Origin of the sequence: Blautia marasmi, assembly GCF_900258535.1 — a bacterium.
Taxonomy (GTDB): Bacteria; Bacillota; Clostridia; order Lachnospirales; family Lachnospiraceae; genus Blautia; species Blautia hominis.
In genome coordinates this window covers 2,711,173-2,732,860 of the sequence record NZ_OIWX01000001.1, presented here as the reverse complement: position 1 = coordinate 2,732,860, position 21,688 = coordinate 2,711,173, and the positions used below count along the sequence as shown (strand labels likewise).

The following is a 21,688-nucleotide window of genomic DNA, read 5'->3' as shown; positions in this document are numbered from 1 at the left end:
CAGCCATTAAAAATCGCTTTGCGATGGGCTGGATAAAGCTGGCACTACTTTTTCATACGGTCAGCGCAGTAAATTCGCAGACCTGTCTGAACTGTTATCTTAAACTGATCACTTTGCATCTTTTTTTATAGCACGCTATTCCAAATTTCAATATATGGTTTAAACCTAGCTGCTGAAGCTCTTCAGGATAATTTTTATCATTTATTTGCTTCAGCGCTTGTCTGCACACAGCTTCAAGATTTTCGTCATCTGAATATTTTACTTCAACTACAATCCCCATGTCTTTATCTTCAATTTCTACGAGGATATCGCTATAACCCTCACCGGATTCACGATTAGACCATACATTCCAATTCCCCTTAAAGCTAAGCAGACCCAGAAGAATTCCATGATAAAAGTTTTCTTTCCTGTCCTTTTTAACAAAAGTGTCCCGGATGCTGATGGTCTTTCTCAGATAGGAATTAAACTGTTTTTCCACTTCAGCTGCATCGCCTTTTTCAAATGCTTCACAAAATGCATTTAATGCTGCTCCGTCTTTCCTAACTGTATCCTGAAACCAATCTGTAATCTGCTTTGTAAATATCTTTCTGACTTCCTGATTTGGAATTACAAGTGGAAATATATCTCCATCAGGTTCTCCCTGTTGTGTCAGATAGCCTGTTGTGTACAAAACACTCCAAATGTTTTCCGCGTTATTATATAGCTCCCGGTAAGTCAGTTCCCGACGGATCTCTTTTTTGATTATATCACCTTCTACAAGGCGTTCTATTTCACGCTTTGTTGTATTAGTTTCAGCATTTTCTATAAAATGTCTGACAGCCTCATTACTGCTGGTGTTCGACCAATAATCCTTTGGCAGTGCTTTGGGATCAAATCTAAGTTCATCACAATAACATATTACATCCCAAGGACAGTAAATATGCACATTTCCAAAGCGGTACCCATCATACCAATCTTTCACTATGCCATAAAATTGGGTCAGTTCGTAGTATTTTAAGAGATCCTGCACTTCCTTATCTGTAAATCCAAAATACTCATCAAATCGTACATCAGTGATAGAGAGGACTTTCAAATTATTTAACCCTGTAAATATGCTTTCTTTTGATACCCGCAGACATCCGGTTAATACAGCAAACTGCAGGCTGTCATTCGTTTTCAATACCTGCTCAAACAAGTTTCGTATCAACATCACCATCTCGTCATAATAACCGTTGTCAAAGGCCTTAGCCAAAGGGACATCATACTCATCAATCAGTATTATAACCTTTTTTTCATAATGTTTTTGGAGCAGCATAGATAGAATCTTTAGACTACTTGTCAGCACTGTATCTGACATAATAAAACCTTCACGGTTACTTTCATCAACCTCTGTCAGTTGATTAAATAATTTTATTTCCTTTTCGTTTAATTTGGGACTTTCTGACAAAAAGTAGAATCTCAAAGCCTCATTTCCGATGATTGAACTCATCATAGAGCGTGCAGCCGAAAAATCAGTTCCATTTACACCTTTTAAACTGATTGAAATGACCGGAAATTTTCCCATATACGTCTTACATAAGTCCGTATCATTTGCAATGTCTAACCCTTCAAACAGATTTTTTTTATACTCCTTATCGGTGTTTATTTCAAAAAAACTTTTTAACATACTCATATTAAGAGATTTTCCAAAACGTCTGGGTCGTGTAAAAAGATTAACTTCTCCCCAATTATAAAGTAGGGCTTTAATTAAACCGGTCTTATCAATATAGTAAAAATCTTCTATGCGAATTTTCTCAAAACTCTCTATACCAATAGGGAGTTTCTTTTTAATATTGGTATTCATTTCTTCTGCACGCCCCTTTCTGAAAAATCAGGTTCACTTAGTCATATTTTCTTCAATTCCCCTTAATCCTCGCTAGATGCCAATGGATTCATTGTGTATTTCAATCCACACCACCGCGAAGGTGGTGACGAGAGTGTATTGTACCATGAAATAAGCAATAGAGCATTTCAATCCACACCAGCGTGAGGAAGGTGACTTTCGTTTTCAATCACAGTATACCCTACATTTAAATGTTTCAATCCACACTAACGCGAGGAGGATGCCCCTCATTATAAGAGGATTAAAAGAAGATGTCAATATTTCACTCCCACAACTCGAAGGTGGTGACGGCGCCGTTGTAGGGTCAGTCTCGGGCATTGGTACATTTCAATCCACACCACCGCGAAGGTGGTGACGGGCCTGAAGAATGCGGACAGAACCGGCAAGTTGAATTTCAATCCACACCACCGCGAAGGTGGTGACGTTATTTTGTATATAGCTGTCTAAGTCCTGGGTATTTCAATCCACACCACCGCGAAGGTGGTGACGGCGGGGCAGTACGTGATCGAGAACAGTGTGCTGATTTCAATCCACACCACCGCGAAGGTGGTGACATGGCAGCACCTATCACGTTCCTGACTACACGAGGATTTCAATCCATACCACCGCGAAGGTGGTGACACTGTATTCATTCAGTAGTTTTTCCAATTCGTCATTTCAATCCACACCACCGCGAAGGTGGTGACGAACTGCGTCAGTCCATGCACGTTTCAGTTGAAGGAATTTCAATCCACACCACCGCGAAGGTGGTGACAAAAAAGTGGTGCCTTTTCTCCAAAAGCTTCAAAATTTCAATCCACACCACCGCGAAGGTGGTGACATAATTCGGATGAGTATCTAAGTCAATGGAAAAATTTCAATCCACACCACCGCGAAGGTGGTGACTTATGCCCTCTTTTTATATTATAAGACTCACCCTATTTCAATCCACACCACCGCGAAGGTGGTGACAAAAAGCTGTCCGAGGACATTGCTGATCTGCTTTTATTTCAATCCACACCACCGCGAAGGTGGTGACCACGCAGGATCACGTGAGCGGGGGTGTAGTATATTTCAATCCACACCACCGCGAAGGTGGTGACAAGAAGATAGGTGCGCTGATCGCGCTGGACGGTGAATTTCAATCCACACCACCGCGAAGGTGGTGACTTAAGGATGTGTACGACGTCATTACGGATCCAGTATTTCAATCCACACCACCGCGAAGGTGGTGACGAGGAACTATAGCTGCTACATAGACCCATACATCCGATTTCAATCCACACCACCGCGAAGGTGGTGACGGAAGCCATAGACAAATACGAAAAAGCCGGAGGAATTTCAATCCACACCACCGCGAAGGTGGTGACGCTCCGGTTCCCACGTCATCAGCTTTGACTCAAAAATTTCAATCCACACCACCGCGAAGGTGGTGACAGCAAAAACTACCAAACCTATCATTACATATTTGTGCAACATCTCCAAATATCAATCATATTTTATCATCTAATCCCAATTAGCCCCATAAACCATCTCCAAATCCACCCATCCTATCTCTAAAGCCCGGTGCGAATCCCCCAGGGTTTTTCTGTTCACTTCATATTCGCACTAGAAAATCAAAGTTGAATCAGCTGCGGTTCCCCTATCAACTCCCATATGTTCAACTTTTGTCTTATAATTATTTCCCAGATAATAAAATCTCAGGCTGTCAACTTCTTTATCGATAATATCTTCCAGCACGGCTTTCAGTGAAACACATTGGGTATTATCAAGGATGCATTCAAAAACAGAATTCTGTACCCGCCGCCCGTAATTCACACATTGTTTGGCTACTTTTCTAAGGCGTCTTTTCCCGGCATCTGTTTCTGTATTCACATCATAGGTTATCAATACTAACATCCACTTCACCTACTTCCAGAAAAATGGTGGATATTCATCCAAATCGCCTCTTAAATAACGAGCCAGAAGCATTGCCTGCGCAAATGGAATGATTCCCCACTCCACTTTATCTCCTAAATATGGGTGGGTGATGACTTCTTTCTTTTTATTCTGCCACTCTGTCAGCAACTGCTTCCTGCATTTGTCACTGATCAATACTGCCCCGTCCTCTTTAACAGAAAAATCCTTCTTGCTGACCATTTTTTTATTAATCATTGTCAGAACAAACCGGTCCACCAAAACAGGCCGCAGCTCTTCCATCATGTCAAGTGCCAGCGAGACTCTGCCGGGCCTGTCTGTATGCATAAACCCTACATATGGGTCCAATCCCACGTTTTCTAATGCTGAGGCACACATATTTGTAAGCAACGTATAAAAAAACGAGAGCATCGCATTTACATTATCTAACGGTGGTCTTCTGTTTCTTCCTTCAAATTTAAAGTCTTTTTTCTGCTGCAGGATAAGCTGGTCAAATACACGGAAATAAACACTTGCCGCTTCCCCCTCATATCCTCGAAGCTGCTCCATATTTGTGCAGCCTTTAACCTGTTTTAAAGACTGCTGCAAATATCCTGATGCACGCTTTACCTCCTCCGTATCAATCTGAAGACCATGGTCCCTTACAGCCCTCTCGAGAACCCACCGGGAATTATAAATTTTCCCAAGTATACAGTTGCGTGCGATCATAAGACTTGTTTCGTCCTCCCCGGATACCTTATACTGCTTCTTCCTTAGAATAACATTTCCGCGCACATTCCCTGTCACTCTTGCCAGAAACCTGCCCTGGGGCGTCATAAAACTCAACGAAATATCCCGCTCTGCGCAGCCTCCCATCAATGCCGGACTCACTCCTCTGTATCCAAAGGAAACGATTGCTTCTAAATTATGCAGTGGTACCCTTCCTAATTCCTTGTCCTTATCCAACACCACTACATTTTCACCATCCAGAGATAAATAACCATCTGGGGAGGTGACATATAAGGTGTTCAATAGTTTCTTCATTGACTGCCCTCCTCCCCAATCGCATCATGTATATATTCCCTAACTGAAGGTACCTTTCCCAGTTTCGGCAGACATATATCCTTGAGAGAACATGCATTACAACCCTTTGACCATTTAACACGAGGAGTATATTTTTTATTGAAAAGCTGATGCATTTCTGCAAATATATCCTTCACCTGTGTCTTTAAATCTTCCGAAAATGCAACACGTTCCCGCCTCTTCACCTCTCCGTAAAAAATAGCTCCCTCCGCAATCGTACATGATAACATCTCTTCCAGGCACATAGCCTGAGCTGTCAATTGCAGAATATCAATTGGGGGATCTTTCGGCCTGCCTCTCTTGTACTCAACAGGATAAACCTGAAAAGTCCCGCGGTGCCCATGCAGGGAAATTCCATCTTCTGCCCTTCTGAATTCCACAATATCACATACCCCGCTGACTCCCATCTCCCTTGAATGTACAGGCATCCCTCTGCTGATTATCACATCATTTCTTTTCTCCGAAGAATATGTATCATGTGCCCTCTTATGAAGCAGTTCACCTTCCACAGTACGCACGTTTTCCTGCCATTGCTGCTCAATATGTATCAAGGCCCACTGTCTCCTGCAGAAGGCAAAATGCTGGATGCCTGAAAGCATCAGAAAATCCTCTTCCTTATATTCCATCATATTTTCCTTGAAATCTCCACGGTTTCCGGAATCATATCCGAATGGATCTCAACCTGATAATCCTGATATTTTCTGGGATAGATCACATCTTCATGTTTCTTTACCTCAACCGCATCAAACAGTTTATAGGCCGGACAATCGCCAAATTCTTTGCTGTGTTTGAAAACAACCAACTCTCTGACAGCCATTTTCCCTCTGGCAGCAGAATGGTCAATCTCAAACATATTGATAATGGCCTCCCATAAAAGCTCCAGATCGTCCTCTGTAAATCCAGTCACTTTCCTTGCCAGATTTGCCGATATATATCCTTCCATTCTATAAAGTGCATATGGAATTATGTTCTTTCTTCCCATCTCTGTACTTTTATTTTCCGCATCCTTCTCTGTGGTAATGGCAACACGGGTTATTGTCACTTCCTGGCTCACCACCGGATCAATACTTCTGGCAAATCCCAACTGAACAGGGCCTCTGACCTGTCCGCAGTTTAGGGCAGCTTTCACAAACGTAGTCATAACAGCTCCGAATGTTCGGATATCAAAAAAGTTTCCGCACATAAAATTACGAATCTTCCGATCCACATCCGGATCCTTTTTCTTTAAATCTTTAATTTCCTTTTCGTTGGTTTGCAAATATTCATATGCTGTATTATCGCTCCGGTTCAGAGGCACATCTTCTTTTATATAGATTTTGTATCCCTCTTCATCCTCTTTTACTGCTTCCACATAATTTCTTATTTTTCTTTTAATACATACGTCTGTGACAATCCCGTATCCGCTTTCCGGATCTATACGGGGCAGATTTCCAGCATCGGGATCTCCGTTTGGATTCCCATTTTCTACATCAAATAAAATCACAAACTCATATCTGTTTTTAATTACCTCTGACATCCTGCTCTTCCTCCTTAACCTTTTTCTCGTATCGTTTTTGGTTCTGGTGATAATACCCCAGTATGAACATCCCCTGTTCTTCCAGTGAAAGTCTTCTTGGGCAGGGAACCGTCTGCCCTTCCGTTACCGGTATTCTGTTCTGAAGTTCACTTAAAAGCTTTTCAAAATAAACCACCTTGCCTCGGTTTGAAATTTTACGGATATGACTGTTCTTTAACTTAAACAGCACCGGAAAAATGGCTGCAGGCGTGGCACAAGCTGAATTAAAGTATTTGTCCTTTATCGTTGCATTAATTCCCGGATTTGCCTCCTCCTGGATGGCTTCCAGCACTGCAAATTCCCGTCCCAAAGTGTATGCTACATTTCTGCTGTCCTCATTCAGACTCACTGTTATCTCCTCCTTTTTATCATAGCCGTTGCGAATCAGATACGCTTTGATGATTGCTGCTCTTCCTTTTGTTATTTTTCGGTTATGGCTGTCTTTATCATCCTGCTCCGCTCTGATCCTCCCCATCACTCCCAGAAATAGAGATGCAGGATACTGTCCTCCAGAAATAACTGCCCGGTATACGCTCCCCGCCATATTCGATACTGGCTTTTTGTCCCTGGACTTTTTATTCACCGTTTCCTGAAGCATACGCCAGATTCCCATATACCGCATTTCATCAGCAGCCGGCCTAACGATCTCCATTCTGTCATAATGTTCCTTTAAATGCCTGAGGATATTTCCGAAACTGTCCTGATAGAAAAAACGCACCGCAATCCTGGCGGCATTAGGTGCCAAGCCCAATATATAGAATTTCTGTTCCAAAGACAGGCTTTCTTCCGCCTCGTCAACTGCGATTGGTTTTCCTGCCTCCAGGCTTTTAAACACGCCGTCAATGATATACTGATTATCTACAGACGGGTCCACAGCACCGCCAAATATATTCTGATACTTCTCATCCCCATCCTCTGCCCAGTATACAACTGTCGTATCACCAATCTGACTGGTATGTGACCTGTCCGCCAACAAATGATTTAGAGCTGTAGTATAGGCATATGCCGCATAAGTCCCTACAGGAGCATTATAGCTCTGTTCTTTTCCGTATGATTCAAATGCCGGTGCATTAAAAGACACGAGAGCTGCCCCGCTTGACTGTGCGCCGGGCACTCCCTTGATCAGTCCATGGATCCTGGATATTTCTGTTTTCTGCCCTGTGACAAGGCATATACCTTCGTTTTCCCATTCCACATTACCTCTGCTGTTTTCCCAGGCTTCTCTTATCTCATGTTCATCCTGGACCCAGTCACCGTTCACGCAGAAAATCAGGTTCCCTCCGGAAATTATTTCATCCAGACTCTCCTTTATTACAGCATGCTCCGCAGCACTGTCCGGATTCCAGGATTCAAAGAAACTGCACACTGCCCTGGCGGTGGTTCCTTCCATACCTTCCAGGATCTCCAGATGTTTGTTTTTAGCCGCAGCAAAGCATTCTTTTGAACGCTTAGGTTTTCCTTTATTATCAATCCCCAGGAAATACCCCGAGTTATCACACAAGAAATTCGCTGATACACCGGAGGAGCGGGTCACCATTTCCGGGACTTCCATCTGCCGGGGTTCCATCACTGTTTTCTTCCCCTTTTGTTTTTCAATCTTCAGAGGAATCACGCCTAAGAGATCACCTGTCTCCGAGATATCCAGTGCAAAAGATATTTTTGCTTTACACCAGCCGGGCCTGGTTATTTCTCCTTTCTTTTCCAAAGCCTCATAATATTCCACTAACGACTGCAGGATCATCTGACCACCTCACAATCCCGTACATCCAGTACCCCTTTTTCCATGACTGCCCGGAAGAACATGGGTGTGATATTTTCCGGATCGGAATAATCAAAATCATACAACATATATCCCAAATCCTTTACACAATCCGGATAGGCAGTCTCTACCTCCTCCTGCTCATACATTTCAAAATTAGCAGGAAATTCTCTGCATCCAAAATACGGCATATGAAAACACTGTCCTCTGCGCAGCCGTCTCACAATAATATTCTTAAATTTACCGCAGTTATCCGTCTGATTTGCCTGTTCTGTCATCTCAAAATGTGCATCTATCACATACTCAACATCCCGCAGTAAGATAGCGGCCCTCTGCACAATTTCCTCTCTGGCACTCAGATACAGCGGCTTATTCCCTCCATTTATAACGCTTAATGCATTTCCGGCCTGTAATTTACTTTTGACCTCATTACGCCTGATACTGGTAAACTGTATCGGCTTTTTGACATAGATCCTGTCAACTACCCAGCGCAATCCCGGGTGCCAGTAGATTGCTTCCAAAATCCCCCGTGCTGCCGACGGTGGGATCACATCATAGCTGCAACGCTCCACTTTCATCTCAGGCCGCGAAAACAGTGCTCTATCCCCCCAAACCCTTACGCGTACACCATGGCTCATTTTTCTCCTCCTCCCGCTTTTGCTGCCTTCCATGTAAAAACACTCACCACAATAATGCATCTCCCCTCTCTGCCCTGACCGTCAGACCTCTGTCATCGGTATAAAGCTCTTTATCACGCAGTACATAAAAATCTGTATCTATATCTGTACACAGAGCCTCCAGCATACCTGCCCCGTCCAGGTTTTTAAAATCATTTTCATATACACTTACACAATACTGTCCTGCAGCCCTGAACAGCTCCCTGGAATGCTCTCCTCTTCTCAGGCGTTCCACAAGCTCCATTGCCTCCGGTTCTTTATCAACAAGAATTGTTTTTGTCTGTGACTCAATGATGTGAAATTCTTTTGCTGCTGTTGCAAAAGGGAAGTTAAAAGAAGGAATCCCCTTCTCAAAACTCTCTACAATGTTTTTTATATCCAGACTTTCGCCCCGAAAGTGATAAAGCCTTTGAAAATATTCGTGGATCGCCTCTGGTGATGTGATATCCTCATATTTTTTTGTGATCTGTTTTGCAACAGATATAGGCAGCTTCAATTGCCCCGGAATGTGAATATCTTCGCTCTGCTCCAAACTAAAAATTATAGTCTCACTCTCATCTTTTTTCCGAATCCCTTCTCGGTTGCACCGTCCTGCTGCCTGAATGACAGAATCAATTCCAGCCAATTCCCGAAACACAGACGCAAAATCAAAATCAACGCCAGCTTCCACCAGACTTGTCGCGATCAGTTTACATGGCCTGCCATGTTTAAGATTCCTTGTTATCCTGTCTAAGATACTTCTTCGGTGCTTTGGATACATGTAAGTTGACAGGTGATATGTATTTTTTCCCTTTAAAGATCCATACACTCTCTGGACTCGTTTCCTGCTGTTTAATATGCAGAGTACCTGCTGCTTTCCTTCCAATTCAGAAATGAGGGTTTCCTCCGAAATCTCACCAATATCTTTAACATTCGTCCTTTTAAAGAACTCATGTTGTCCCTTCACATCCGGGCATATCTCTTCCGCCTTTATGAATTCCGGAAAAAACGGTTTCAGCGCAGGCTGTGTTGCGGTACATAATACTACGGAACAATGATAGTTATATATCAATTCACTGACAGCTTGGATACACGGCCTGAGATAATTCACCGGCAGCATCTGTGCTTCATCAAAGATTATCACACTCTTGGAAATGTTGTGTATCTTACGGCATTTGGATGTCTTATTGGCAAACAAGGACTCAAAAAACTGGACATTCGTGGTTACAATGACCGGTTTGTCCCAGTTTTCCGCTGCAAGCTGCGTATCCCCAAGTTCCTCATCATTGTCGCAGACTACATTACAGTGATTTTCCAGCACATTATTTTTTCCCAGAATATCCTTAAATACCTGTGCGTTCTGCTCGATGATGGACGTAAACGGAATCACATAAATGATACGTTCTAAATGATGTTCTTTGGCATGCTGCAGGGCAAAGGTCAAACTCGAAACAGTCTTTCCTCCACCTGTGGGCACGGTGAGCTGATAAAGGCCCTGTTTCTCTTTTCCCTTTTCCAAACATGCACGCAGTATGGCAGAGCGTCTTCCGTTTACTGTATCCTCATCATAATTTATCAGCCAGGAGGCTATATGCTTATATAGCCTGTCAAACAATTGTTCTATAGAATCGTAATTTCCTCTGGAAATCTTCCCCTGCTTCATGAATCGCTCAGTATCCAGATAGTCTGCATCTACCAGGCAGGAAAAGAGCATACGGATAAAAAAGGCCGCACTAAACCCACCTTTTCCTATGGGCCTAAGCGGTGCAGCCGGAAATGCCGGTATCTTAATCTCCTCTTTAAAGGCCTGATAATCTTTCAGTTCCTTTTTCATTCTTCCATAAAATGCTGCCGGTTCTGCAGGCGAACCACCGTCAGGCAGACCTGAATGATGTCCTGCCACACAATATGCCTGCATGACATTTCTATTGCGGAATAATTCCTGCGCCCCTGCAGTTGCATGATCTACTTTAGGACCTCCGTGCAGACGCCGCTGGAATTCCATAGAATATTTTCCGATATCATGCACCAATCCACAGCCATATCCCCATTCCTTACAGTCAAAACAAGCGGCAAACATACCGCCAAGTTCTGCAACGCCTTCCGCATGATCTGCGATGGATTGTTGCCTTAATTTATCTTCACTTATATGGGCTAAATACATTTTACTTCCTCAATTTTATTACTTAGTTACATTTCCATTATACACCATGTATGCATATTGCACAATATTTATTGTTTATATTTGAGTTATTGCGTCATTATGACCACATTTATCTACTGCATTTTCATGCTCTAATATCAGTTATCCTATGGTGCCTATTCAGCTGATAAAACTCTAGAGAAATGCAAATTGATATAATAAGTTTTTATCCCTATTTGGTGATTTATTCCGCTCTGGAACAATATAGAAATGATGATCTGAAAGCTCATCTGGCAGAAAAATTTCCGGGGTTAAACGTACAGATCATGTACATGCCTACAGCAAAGGTGGCTGCTAAGGTTCAAACGGAAAAAGAAAGCTCTGATGCAGATATTGTGCTGGGGATTGAAACCGGATACATGGAAAAAATGAAGGATGCTTTGGCCGATGTATCGGAGTATTCACATTTGGATTATATAGAGGGTATGCTTCCGGAGCATGGGAAGTATTTAATATGGGAGAGTTATGGCGGAGGGTTTGCGGTAAATACGGAAATTCTGGAAAAGTATGGGATTGACGAACCCAAAACGTATGAAGATTTGCTGAAACCGGAATTTAAGAATAGAATCTCTATCCAAAATCCCAAATCCAGTTCCACAGGATATAATTTTTATCTGAATCTGAGGAATGTGTGGGGGGAGGACAAGGCGTTAGATTATTTTGACAAACTCAATGAGAATGTAAAACAATACTCTGAGTCGGGGTCCGGTCCGGTGAAATTATTGATCCAGGGGGAATGTGCTGTGGGTACTGCCCTCACGTATCAGGTGGTAACGGAGATCAATAATGGAAATCCTTTGAAAATGATTTATCCCGAATCCGGGTCACCGTATTCGTTGGATGGGGTTAGTATTGTGAAGGGGAAGGATGATAAGCAGGATGTTAAAGATGTGTTTACTTATCTGGTAAATGACTATCTTGTTTATGATAAGGACCATTATAATCCGGGGAAGATATTGGAAGGACAGGAGAGTAAAATGAAGAATTATCCGGAGGATATTAAATATGCGGATATGACGGGGATCGATGATCTGGAACTTCGGGATGAATTGCTTGGCAAATGGAAATATTGAAGCATATCAGGTCCTTCACAGGCTGCTTGCGCGTGCTGTACACAATGGTGTAACAGCACGTACAGCACTCCTATTCTGCAGAATTCATGACTGTTTAGTAACTTACTACATTCACTCTTACAAGCAAAAAGCCGTGCAAAATTGTTTTCACAATGGGATTTTTGCCTGCACGCTGAACGCTTTCTGACGGTCAGTGCTCGGAACTCGCAGACTTGCAGAACAGTTACCGGAATACTTCTCTTATCTGGTTGCTTCTGGTGCATGCACATCCTATAACGTATCCTAAAATTCGTCCCAATATTGCTCAGGATTTCTTCCTTTCTGTTCGATCACCCCCGCGTTTTCCGTATACTCCGGAAGGATTTTCTCCACTGTAATTTCAAATCTCCAGCAGTCTCCAAAATCAAAAAGGTATTCAAACTTCATCTTTTCATACAGCAGTATCTCCTGCAAATACACCTCATTAGCCAGATATGCCTCGTCTCTACAATAGGGATGGTAATAACTTTTCTTTGTTCTTCCAAATCCTATCGTAAAACAATACATATGGTCATTATCGAAGTCAACTGCCCGCTGTATCGCTTCATGTAGTTCCTCCAGGGTTGCCCTGCCGCCTATCCTGATTTTTCTCATGCAGCTCCCCAGCTCCACTTTCAGTATGTATGTAACATCACCGGATGTGCTTTCCGGCTGCATAAACGCTTTTACGTCATCAATGGTGGAACCAAGTGCCGTAAACTTGTTCAGCAGATAAGGAATCCTTTCCTCATCCCAGAGAGATAACAGATCTCGGATGCGAATGAAGCGGAAGATATCCGTTCCCAGACTTGTCAGACGTATATGGTGCATCCCGTTTTTATCATCTTTTTCTAATGTTTCCACCCATTTAATTTCCAATAATCCAAAGACCGAAAACAACCTGGGGAATGTTAAGTAAATGTATTTGAAACTTCTCATGTCTGTAATTTGCGAATAATCTACAGGCATGCACTCATCACGTATTAATGCATGGGAAAAATCATTTGTGCAGCCATCACTGTTTTCGCTCCACAGGTATTCTCCAAACATGTATGTCAGCATAATGCCATAGCGCTGGGTACTGGTCATCTTTAAGAACTGTTCTTTTTTTCCGGTCATCTCAACCAAAAAGCTGCTGCCCTTTTTGAATGGACGGATGATCCCATAATATATTGAAAAACAGAAAAAATAATCTATTTCCACATAATATTCCTGTGTGCGCCCCGCCCCCTGCCATATCTCCGGTGCACAATGGAACAGACTGTTGATTTCAAAGCAGTCCTTCTTTCCCAAACGTATGGTTCTTGCGGTTAATTTTACGGTATTGTTACCCATATAATTTAAGAATTGTATGTAGTCCTCTGCCAAACACTCTGCAGCCGCTTGTACTTCTTGCATATTCAGTATATTTGCTTTGACTGATTTTTTGTTTTTTTCCATTTTATGTGCCCCCATTTATATGTGCGTGGGAAATCTGCTGTAATTTTATGCGTTTTTTATTTAAATGGCAGTTCCTCATCTGGGATATCCAGATTTAAATCGAAATCCAGATCTTCTTCATCTAAACTCAAAAAATACTCCTCCAGTTCTTTCTCATATGTTTTAATAGCCTTATTTATGCGTTTTTCTTCTTTTTTATTACCGTTAACCTTGTATAAATGGGAAGCTGCGGTATAGATAATATCATTTTCCTCCGAACAAACCGTGTCTTTGGTGATAAATTTTTTAACAACGGCTTCCGCGCCTTGATAATCTTTCACTGCGGTCTGCGCATAGATTAGAGAAGTTGCTGCAACTATATTGTCATACTCTGCTTTATACCAATCCTCACAAAAGGCAAGGGTTTCCTCATTTTTCCCCTGGCCTGCCATGGCGAACGCAATGTGGAATTTAATGTCTGAAGGGCTCTCCTCTTTCCACTGGAATAATTGGAGGACTTTTTCGCAGACATACTGAAGCCGGTTATATCTCTCACACATCTCAAGCTCGTCCATGTAATCTTCAAACCATCCGCTGACATCGCATTTGTACTCAATGCTCTCCTCTAACTGGTACATCTCTTGGGCGAAGCTGCTGTCTCGCTGTCTTCCTTCCTCAGTGATTTCAACTAATACGGAAAATGCTTCATCCCAGTTGTCCATGGTGGGGTTGGATTGGATCATATCTTCGTAGCATCGGGTGGATAGTTGGTCGAATTTTTTCCAGAGTTTGTTCATAGGCTTTTTCTCCTTGTATGATGGTGTGATGTATTGGTGGGGTACTGATTTGGCGGGGTATTGTTTTAGTGGATTATTGGTTTGGCTTTATTAGTTTGGCTTTATTGGTTTGGCTTTATTGGTTTAATGGTTTATTGGATTGGCAACTTATTGGATTGATGGCTTATTGGTTTGACAGCTTATTGGATTGATGGCTTGTTAGTTTGACAGTTTATTGGATTGATGGCTTGTTGGTTTGACAGCTTATTGGATTGATGGCTTGTTGGTCTGACAGCTTATTGGATTGATGGCTTGTTGGCTTGACAGCTTATTGGATTGATGGCTTGTTGGCTTGACAGCTTATTGGATTGATGGCTTGTTGGCTTGACAGCTCCATGATTCACTCTTTTGCGTTATTTTAATTTAATGCAGTAATTGTTGAGGCGGCAGACTATTTTTTCCGTTTTAGAACGGTACTGATCATTATGCATCCAGCCATACAGCCAAGACTATTATGGACTATATCATCCCATTCAAATAATCCTCTACAGAATATTAATTGGAAAGTTTCAATCATACCTGAAACAATAACGCCGGCGAGCACTCCCTTCCACCAGCTTAGCCTGCGGTTAAATGTTACCGGAAGCAATAGGCCCATGGGGAATAATAGTATGCAGTTTAGCAGGTTTTCTTTCAGCATCTCACGGCTGTGGTTCAAGAAGACTGCTTTCCAGGACCAGAATAGTTCCAGGTTGTATTGCCGTTCCATTGGCATGCGGGTGAATACCGTGGAGCCGAATACGATGCCTAGGAAGAGAAGAAGGAGCAAGCCTGATATGGCCTGTGATGGTTTGATTTTTTTGTTGTGCAGTAAATATAGTGCTGTCAGTAATGCGATGGTAAATAGTATAGAAAAACCGATAACTTCACGGACTGTCCAGGCCCTGTTGTGGGTGATGAAAATTTGATATAAGTCCAATGTGGTTTTTTGCTCTCTTTCATTGATTTATTATTTGTTATTATCAGGTTACCACTTAAATTATATGCAGGCAAGTAAATATTTCGTGATGAATATTCCGGCTTCCGTGTCCCTGCTGTCCAGTGATAGGAAACCGCAAATCCGTTTTTAAGGAAACCGTCATTTCGAAGATGGAAACCATTAACATACATCCTTTAGAATGTAAGCATGCACCGTAAGGTGTAAATACATTCTAAGGAGGGTCTTTATCATGACCAAGTATCGAGAGATTCTGAGATTATCAAATCTCGGTCTCAGCCAGCAGAGTATCGCTGACAGCTGCAGCGTCTCCAAGAATATGGTTAATCGTGTTCTCAAGAAAGCCAAAGAGATAAACATTTCCTGGCCGCTTGATGCGAACGACACCGATGCTGTGCTTGCATAAAAACTATTCCCATCTGCGGACAAACCCATTGCATCCAATAAACAGATGCCCGACTTTGCTTACATCCGTAAGGAACTTCTGCATAATGGAGTAAGCAAAAAACTGTTATGGACTGAGTACATGGAGGACTGCCGTGCAAATGGCGAAGAGCCTCTCATGTACTCCCTATTCTGCTACCACATCCAGCAGGATGAACAGAAACACCGTGCAACCATGCATATCAGCCGGAAGCCCGGCGAGCAGGTTGAGGTTGACTGGGCAGGTGACCCTGCCACGGTCATCGACCCGGATACAGGCGAGATCCTGAAAGCCTATGTCTTTGTCGGTGTCATGACCTACAGCCAGTATGCATACGTTGAAGCGTTTCTGGATATGAAGCAGAAATCCTGGATCTCTGCCCATGTACATATGTATGAATACTTTGGCGGCTTTGCCAAAATCTTAGTGCCGGATAACTGCAAGACTGCCGTTGCCCAAAATGGCGGCTGGAAAGACCAGCAGATTAATGAGACCTACCAGGAAATGGCGGAGCATTATGGAGCAGCCATCATCCCGGCACGTGTCAGGACCCCAAAAGACACGCCCAATACGGAGGGAACTGTAGGAATGATATCAACATGGATCACCGCAGCTCTTCGGGATGAACAGTTCTTTTCCCTTGCCGAATTGAACCGGCAATAAGAGAGAAGCTGGAACTGTACAACCACAAACTCTTTCAAAAGAAAACGGGCAGCCGGATCAGCTTGTTTCTTGAGGAAGAAAAGCCATTTCTGACACCACTGTCTGCTACTGAGTATTCTGACGCTTCTGATCCACCCAATCCGATACGGAGAGCCATGTGTATATTTCACTCGATAAGCTCACTTTCACGGACAGATAGCCCACCCTTCACGGAGATTTTGCCCACCTTTCACGGACAAGAGATCAGTTACTCTTTAGGGACGCTATGCGCTGCGTCCCTAAAGAGCCTTTCGCAGAAATCCCGTGCCAAGTATACTGAGGCACTGCTACGGCTTATTCCACGGTCCTCTTGACGGACTTGCCTCCCTACGTGTTTAAGCATCGGCGACAACGGAGAGGCAGACAAAACAGAAGGTTTAACCGTCACTTTATCATACGCAGGGAGGGTACTTTGTTTGTTTGATGGGCATGTCCCATTATATACGGGGCGCTGTCCGAATTCAGGTCTCATCTAGGGAGCCGGATGACGTGTGGCCCGTTATGCCTTTTTATTGCCAACAGGGATATCTCCCTTTGCAGGCCTCGTGCACCTTGACAAAATAATCACGGAACTCCATAGGATCTCCACCGCTATACATCAGGTTTTTATAGAGCGCATAGGCAGGGTCATCGCCAAAGCGCCGCCCTAGGTTTTCCAGGATGTCCATCCGCAGGAGCTCGCCCTGTTCATCATCCATATGCTGGCTGAGCAGGTATCTGGTGCTGATGCATTCCAGCTCAAGATATTGGATATCTTTTATCAGGCTGTCTATCAGCCCACACAGGGCTATGACAGCCTCACAGGTGTCAGCACAGTTTACTTCATCCAGGAAATCGTAATCGCGGAAATCAGCCATTGTTTTCCACCCCGCTTCCTTCGCCATCTGTGAATGCGTACCGCTTGCGCATGGAGACACTGTATATTACGATGAAAATGTACCCCTGTTCCGGAGGAACGGATACCGCAAGTCCGGAACAGAGATACCATACTTAGCAGATTGTTACCTGCGAGTTTACTCGCTTAATGCAGGATCTAATCCGTATACTTCCCGCATGGATCTATAATTCGCCGGATCTGTCGGGATGNGGAGGAACGGATACCGCAAGTCCGGAACAGAGATACCATACTTAGCAGATTGTTACCTGCGAGTTTACTCGCTTAATGCAGGATCTAATCCGTATACTTCCCGCATGGATCTATAATTCGCCGGATCTGTCGGGATGATGTTGATCTTGTATGCATCATGTTTGATGCGGTCCAAAATTGCTTCCGAAAGAGGGCTGTCATCCCCGCCCAACTGATCGTACCATCCACTTGGATCATACTGGGAACAGAAGATGGTGGATGACCTCCTACGTCTCCTATGGAGTAGTTCCAGAATGTCATGCTGTTCCGATTCTGTAGGCTTCAGCAGAAGCCATTCATCGATGATCAGCAAGACTGGATTGGCATATTTCCCTTGGACTTTCTTATATGTGCAGTCATTGCGTGCCATCTCCAATTCGAGGAGCAGATCCGGAAGACGGATATATTTCGTCTTGTAGCGCTGTTTACAGGCTTCCATCCCGAACGCGCAGGCCAGATAGGTCTTCCCACTCCTGGTAGCTCCTGTGATAAAGAGATTCCTATGCTCTACGATATATTCACAAGTTGCAAGCCGTTCGATCAGTGGCCGGTTCAGCTTTCGCCCGGAAGTATAATTGATATTGCCTATGTATGCGTCCGGCTGATCAAACCCGGCATTGCAGATCAGACGTTTCAGACTGTTGCTCTTACGGTTGCTGTATTCGATATCCACCAGCATCCCGAAGCGATCCTCAAAAGGAATCTCTTTCATCCGGGGGTCTTCCATCTGGTTACGGAATGCATCTGACATAGAAGTCAGGCGCATTTCAATGAGCTTATCTATGGTGCTTTGTGTAGTCATGATTCCTTACCTCCTGTAGTAATCAGCGCCTCTTGTAAGCGCATGGCTGCTCTTTGCTGGTTCTGTATGGCTGCCAGTTGTCGGCTCTTTGTCCAACTTCTCTGGCTGGTCATTTCCGGTATCAAGGATGTTCTTGATACTCTTATAGCTGGGAGCTGCCGTAAAAGAGAGTGCCTTCCGGCAGGCAGCTTCCAAACGGTCTACAGAATATTTGTCGGCCAGTTTTAAAAGCCCCATACAGCTGCGGTAGGACTGTTGTTCTACACGTTTGGAGGTAAGGACCGCATCTACAACCTGATAGGTACTGGAGCCGATCCGCTCTGCCCATTTGCGGAAACGATCACCGTTCCATTCCAGATATTGCTGGTGGGAAGCCGGCATGTGCTCTGTAACTGTGCTGTATTGTCCCTTGCGGCCGTAAAGCCGGCGATGGGACGCGATCCTGTTATGGTTGTAAAAAATCTCAATAGTTTTATCTGTAACCCTCACATCAACTTTGCGTTTTATATACTCATAAGGGACTGAGTATAGCATTCCGGCAAAAGATATGTGATAATTGAATTGAACGGTGGCATGTTTCCATTCCGCCAGTTCAGATGGGGTAGCAGGTGACGGTGTCAGCAATGGCAGTTCGTCATCGCGGAAGATTTCGTCTCGGCTGCTCTCTTTGGTGTTGAAGGGACGGCGGCTGAAAGAGTCCAGTGTATGACGGATTGCGTGGTTTAAGTCGCTGAGAGAAAAGAACTGCTCATTACGCAGGGCAGCTGTGATCCAGGTGGAAATATTACCTACACTGCCCTCGGCATTTGGCTTATCTTTAGGGGCCCTGACGCGGGCTGGAATAATAGCTGTGCCATAGTGCTCTGCCATTTCCTGATAAACAGCATTGATCCGCTGGTCTTTCCAGCCCTTGTTGTGATCCACGGCAGTACGACAGTTGTCCGGCACGAGGATCTTTGCAACACCGCCAAAGTACTCATACATGTGGACATGTGCAGCGATCCATGACGGTTGCTTTTCATCCCTGAATGCTTCTACGTATGGGTACTGGCTGTAGGTCATTACTCCTACAAAAATGTGAGCATCCAGGATCTCGCCAGTATCTGGATCAATGATATGCGCCGGATCTCCGGCCCAATCTACCTCAACCTGTTCTGCAGGCTTGCGATTGATATGCATGGTAGCACGGCGTCTCTGTTCATCCTGCTGGATGTAATAGCAGAATTGAGAGTACATAAGTGGCTCATCTCCGGCAAGACGGCATTCCTCAAGATACTCTGTCCAAAGGAGTTTCTTGTTCACTCCATTACGGAGAAGCTCTTTGCGGATGTGATTATAATCAGGCATCCGCTTTGATGTGGCAGGTTTTTCTTTTGCATCAGAAAAAAGCAGTTTGTTAAGGACTGGATCCGTCAGCTTAGGATCCAGAGGCCATGAAAGGCCCTGCTCTCTTGCGGCCTTCAGTACTTTATTGACTGTTGTTTTAGATGCGCTGCAGCTGAGAGCAATGTTGATTTGGCTGAGACCTAATCCAGACAGTCGGATGATCTCACGATACTTGGTCATAAGAGGTGACCTCCTTTGTAATGTATTTACGCTTCAAAGCGCATAGATACATTATAAAGGAAACGGTATCATTTAGCTGGAATCTCGGTATCCAATGCCCGGAATGGCGGTATCCACCAAACCGGATTCGCGGTACTGTGCCTCCGGAATGGCGGTTTAAAAACGCCCGGAATACTCAGAGACACAGCCCTTTACCTCGATGGAATACTTGTTATGGATGATCCGGTCAAGGATCGCCTCCGCGACGGCACTGTCTTCGTCTTCTGCGCGGTCACAGTCTATCCTAAAGTACCATTCATCCGCATCATACTGCGTGCACAGGATCAGGGCGCCTTTCCGGCTGCCAGTTTCAATGATTTCCAGAAGGTCGTATTCCTCAGATTACGGAAGCGGCCGTAGCAGCCATTCATCAATGATCAACAGGTCGAACTTTGCGTAGGCGGCTTTCACCTTATTTCACGTATTAAGTGCCTTGGCTACGGAGAATTCATTCAGCAGGTCCGGCAGACGGACATAGCACACCTTATACATCTTCCTGCACGCAGCGACACCGAGGGCATTTGCAATGTACGACTTCCCGGCTCCTGTAGCGCCTTTCAGAATCATATGGTGGTTTTCCTGGATGTAGGCACAAGTGGCAAGTTTTGTGATCAGGCCTTTGTCCAGCTCGCGGTATTCGTGGTTCTGTGATTTTTTGCACGCAGTTCAAACCGACGGCTGGATTGAAAGAATCGGAACAGAAACTGATGCGACTGTTGCTGAGGCGTATACGGGCGGTCTTGACATGCCAGCTTATTTTTGCTATTAAATAAACAACGGCTCAACAGCAGAAAACTGCTGTCAAGCCGCATCTATTATCATAGAAGATCTGAATTTACAGAAAAAATTTCACACCGTCGATCCATTTTTTACCAAAGACACAATTTTATTTACACAATCGAATATTCACATTGTACTAACGAATATCAAATGTCCCCCTTCCACCAGAAATATGTATTACTTCACCCACTATCATCTTATTTTCTTCGCTTACAAGATACTTCGCTAATGACGCAACTTCCTCCGGTAAGATATATCTCTTCACCCTATTCTCATCTGTCCAAATACTGTCTCCATTTTTCACCCCAATTAATGGAGTTGCTGTAGTACCTGGTGCAATTGCATTAACAACAATCCCATAAGGTATCAATAAACTAGCCAATCCTTTTATAAACCCATTAATCCCCCATTTCGATATCCCATAAGGAGACCATGCTGGTTCTGAACCACGTGAGGATGATACAATTAGTATATTCCCTCGAATGCTACTATCTTTCATATGCTTTGCAATCGCTTGACATGCAAAATATGTTCCTTTCATATTGATGCCATGAACTCTATCAAACTCTTTAGGAGAAATATCCCAAAAACTAACATTGTGGGTATGAACACCGCTTGAACTAATAAAAATGTCTATATGACCATATATATCAATTGCTCTATTGATTGCTTCATTCATTCCATTCGCATTTGAGTAATCAATTACTACGGTTTTGATTTCCGGGAATCTTTTATCCTTTTTTATTTCTTCTAATTTATTAACATTAGTTCCTGCAATAATAATTTTACACTTACTATCAATAAGTAATTTTGCTATTGCAAATCCAATCCCACCGGTTCCCCCACAAATAAGGCAAACCTTGCCCTCAAAAGATTTTACTTCCTCCTTGTATTGTACAATAGGAAGTACTTCTTTCTTTTTAACTATACGAATTAAATTATCAATAATTTTCCCAAACATGTTTCCCTCCCGA

The 21,688-nt window shown here is 43.6% G+C and carries 17 protein-coding genes, 1 pseudogene and 1 CRISPR repeat array; of the genes and pseudogenes, 2 read left to right on the top strand and 16 right to left on the bottom strand.

Features of this window, described 5'->3' with window-relative positions:
• Positions 1-94 precede the first annotated feature (94 nt).
• The 8 genes from C6P39_RS11805 to C6P39_RS11770 form a co-directional block, all read right to left on the bottom strand.
• Positions 95-1,822, bottom strand: coding sequence for an AAA family ATPase (locus C6P39_RS11805; RefSeq protein WP_104803923.1), 1,728 nt, complete (start codon positions 1,820-1,822; stop codon positions 95-97).
• Between the two features lie 362 nt (positions 1,823-2,184).
• Positions 2,185-3,277: direct repeats of the CRISPR family, unit length 32 nt; unit sequence ATTTCAATCCACACCACCGCGAAGGTGGTGAC.
• 171 nt (positions 3,278-3,448) lie between these two features.
• On the bottom strand, positions 3,449-3,739 hold the full coding sequence (gene cas2, locus C6P39_RS11800; RefSeq protein ID WP_104803922.1) for a CRISPR-associated endonuclease Cas2: 291 nt from the start codon (positions 3,737-3,739) through the stop codon (positions 3,449-3,451).
• 9 nt (positions 3,740-3,748) lie between these two features.
• Entirely contained in the window at positions 3,749-4,780 is a 1,032-nt protein-coding gene (gene cas1c / locus C6P39_RS11795; protein WP_104803921.1) for a type I-C CRISPR-associated endonuclease Cas1c, read from the bottom strand.
• The gene (gene cas4 / locus C6P39_RS11790) at positions 4,777-5,445 is read right to left on the bottom strand and encodes a CRISPR-associated protein Cas4 (RefSeq protein WP_104803920.1); all 669 of its coding nucleotides are present in this window, start codon (positions 5,443-5,445) and stop codon (positions 4,777-4,779) included. Before cas4 ends, cas1c begins: the two co-directional genes overlap by 4 nt.
• Complete coding sequence (gene cas7c, locus C6P39_RS11785) at positions 5,445-6,335, bottom strand: type I-C CRISPR-associated protein Cas7/Csd2 (protein WP_104803919.1); 891 nt, start codon at positions 6,333-6,335, stop codon at positions 5,445-5,447. Before cas7c ends, cas4 begins: the two co-directional genes overlap by 1 nt.
• Positions 6,319-8,115: a type I-C CRISPR-associated protein Cas8c/Csd1 gene (cas8c, locus tag C6P39_RS11780; RefSeq protein ID WP_104803918.1), complete on the bottom strand. Its 1,797-nt coding sequence runs from the start codon at positions 8,113-8,115 to the stop codon at positions 6,319-6,321. Before cas8c ends, cas7c begins: the two co-directional genes overlap by 17 nt.
• On the bottom strand, positions 8,112-8,771 hold the full coding sequence (cas5c, locus tag C6P39_RS11775; protein WP_104803917.1) for a type I-C CRISPR-associated protein Cas5c: 660 nt from the start codon (positions 8,769-8,771) through the stop codon (positions 8,112-8,114). The genes cas8c and cas5c overlap by 4 nt, the downstream gene beginning before the upstream one ends.
• 43 nt (positions 8,772-8,814) lie before the next feature.
• Positions 8,815-10,953, bottom strand: coding sequence for a CRISPR-associated helicase/endonuclease Cas3 (locus C6P39_RS11770; RefSeq protein ID WP_104803916.1), 2,139 nt, complete (start codon positions 10,951-10,953; stop codon positions 8,815-8,817).
• Between the two features lie 182 nt (positions 10,954-11,135).
• Here C6P39_RS11770 and C6P39_RS11765 point away from each other — a divergent pair, with 182 nt between their 5' ends.
• Positions 11,136-12,065, top strand: coding sequence for an extracellular solute-binding protein (locus tag C6P39_RS11765; protein ID WP_242987023.1), 930 nt, complete (start codon positions 11,136-11,138; stop codon positions 12,063-12,065).
• 282 nt (positions 12,066-12,347) lie between these two features.
• Here the strand turns inward: C6P39_RS11765 and C6P39_RS11760 are convergent, their stop codons facing one another.
• The 3 genes from C6P39_RS11760 to C6P39_RS11745 form a co-directional block, all read right to left on the bottom strand.
• The gene (locus C6P39_RS11760) at positions 12,348-13,523 is read right to left on the bottom strand and encodes a plasmid pRiA4b ORF-3 family protein (protein WP_158661548.1); all 1,176 of its coding nucleotides are present in this window, start codon (positions 13,521-13,523) and stop codon (positions 12,348-12,350) included.
• Between the two features lie 56 nt (positions 13,524-13,579).
• A complete protein-coding gene (locus C6P39_RS11755) occupies positions 13,580-14,299 on the bottom strand; it encodes a hypothetical protein (protein WP_104803914.1) in 720 nt (239 codons plus the stop codon).
• A 430-nt stretch (positions 14,300-14,729) separates the two neighbouring features.
• Positions 14,730-15,257, bottom strand: coding sequence for a VanZ family protein (locus tag C6P39_RS11745; RefSeq protein WP_104803913.1), 528 nt, complete (start codon positions 15,255-15,257; stop codon positions 14,730-14,732).
• Positions 15,258-15,507: 250 nt separating this feature from the next.
• On the opposite strand from C6P39_RS11745, the pseudogene istA (C6P39_RS28475) reads away from it, so the two are divergent.
• Positions 15,508-16,478: pseudogene (gene istA, locus C6P39_RS28475) on the top strand (IS21 family transposase); the annotation flags it as partial.
• Between the two features lie 432 nt (positions 16,479-16,910).
• Here istA (C6P39_RS28475) and C6P39_RS11735 read toward each other — a convergent pair.
• From C6P39_RS11735 to C6P39_RS11710, 5 genes are all read right to left on the bottom strand, one after another.
• Positions 16,911-17,258, bottom strand: coding sequence for a hypothetical protein (locus C6P39_RS11735; protein WP_104803912.1), 348 nt, complete (start codon positions 17,256-17,258; stop codon positions 16,911-16,913).
• Between the two features lie 294 nt (positions 17,259-17,552).
• Positions 17,553-18,329 carry an ATP-binding protein gene (locus C6P39_RS11730; RefSeq protein WP_104803911.1) on the bottom strand — a complete coding sequence of 259 codons (777 nt, stop codon included), beginning with the start codon at positions 18,327-18,329 and terminating at the stop codon, positions 17,553-17,555.
• A gap of 6 nt (positions 18,330-18,335) precedes the next feature.
• Complete coding sequence (gene istA, locus C6P39_RS11725; protein ID WP_104803910.1) at positions 18,336-19,895, bottom strand: IS21 family transposase; 1,560 nt, start codon at positions 19,893-19,895, stop codon at positions 18,336-18,338.
• A gap of 456 nt (positions 19,896-20,351) precedes the next feature.
• Positions 20,352-20,561: an ATP-binding protein gene (locus C6P39_RS11715; protein WP_104803908.1), complete on the bottom strand. Its 210-nt coding sequence runs from the start codon at positions 20,559-20,561 to the stop codon at positions 20,352-20,354.
• Positions 20,562-20,850: 289 nt separating this feature from the next.
• Entirely contained in the window at positions 20,851-21,675 is an 825-nt protein-coding gene (locus C6P39_RS11710; protein WP_104803907.1) for an SDR family NAD(P)-dependent oxidoreductase, read from the bottom strand.
• Positions 21,676-21,688 lie beyond the last annotated feature (13 nt).

What these genes read in the sequence shown, in the direction of transcription:
- C6P39_RS11770 (WP_104803916.1), bottom strand. Translation starts at nt 10,953, where the DNA reads ATGTATTTAGCCCATATAAGTGAAGATAAATTAAGGCAACAATCCATC.
- C6P39_RS11735 (WP_104803912.1), bottom strand. Translation starts at nt 17,258, where the DNA reads ATGGCTGATTTCCGCGATTACGATTTCCTGGATGAAGTAAACTGTGCT.
- C6P39_RS11755 (WP_104803914.1), bottom strand. Translation starts at nt 14,299, where the DNA reads ATGAACAAACTCTGGAAAAAATTCGACCAACTATCCACCCGATGCTAC.
- cas8c (WP_104803918.1), bottom strand. Translation starts at nt 8,115, where the DNA reads ATGATCCTGCAGTCGTTAGTGGAATATTATGAGGCTTTGGAAAAGAAA.
- cas4 (WP_104803920.1), bottom strand. Translation starts at nt 5,445, where the DNA reads ATGGAATATAAGGAAGAGGATTTTCTGATGCTTTCAGGCATCCAGCAT.
- cas1c (WP_104803921.1), bottom strand. Translation starts at nt 4,780, where the DNA reads ATGAAGAAACTATTGAACACCTTATATGTCACCTCCCCAGATGGTTAT.
- cas7c (WP_104803919.1), bottom strand. Translation starts at nt 6,335, where the DNA reads ATGTCAGAGGTAATTAAAAACAGATATGAGTTTGTGATTTTATTTGAT.
- cas5c (WP_104803917.1), bottom strand. Translation starts at nt 8,771, where the DNA reads ATGAGCCATGGTGTACGCGTAAGGGTTTGGGGGGATAGAGCACTGTTT.
- C6P39_RS11710 (WP_104803907.1), bottom strand. Translation starts at nt 21,675, where the DNA reads ATGTTTGGGAAAATTATTGATAATTTAATTCGTATAGTTAAAAAGAAA.
- C6P39_RS11805 (WP_104803923.1), bottom strand. Translation starts at nt 1,822, where the DNA reads ATGAATACCAATATTAAAAAGAAACTCCCTATTGGTATAGAGAGTTTT.
- C6P39_RS11730 (WP_104803911.1), bottom strand. Translation starts at nt 18,329, where the DNA reads ATGACTACACAAAGCACCATAGATAAGCTCATTGAAATGCGCCTGACT.
- C6P39_RS11765 (WP_242987023.1), top strand. Translation starts at nt 11,136, where the DNA reads ATGCAAATTGATATAATAAGTTTTTATCCCTATTTGGTGATTTATTCC.
- C6P39_RS11760 (WP_158661548.1), bottom strand. Translation starts at nt 13,523, where the DNA reads ATGGAAAAAAACAAAAAATCAGTCAAAGCAAATATACTGAATATGCAA.
- istA (WP_104803910.1), bottom strand. Translation starts at nt 19,895, where the DNA reads ATGACCAAGTATCGTGAGATCATCCGACTGTCTGGATTAGGTCTCAGC.
- cas2 (WP_104803922.1), bottom strand. Translation starts at nt 3,739, where the DNA reads ATGTTAGTATTGATAACCTATGATGTGAATACAGAAACAGATGCCGGG.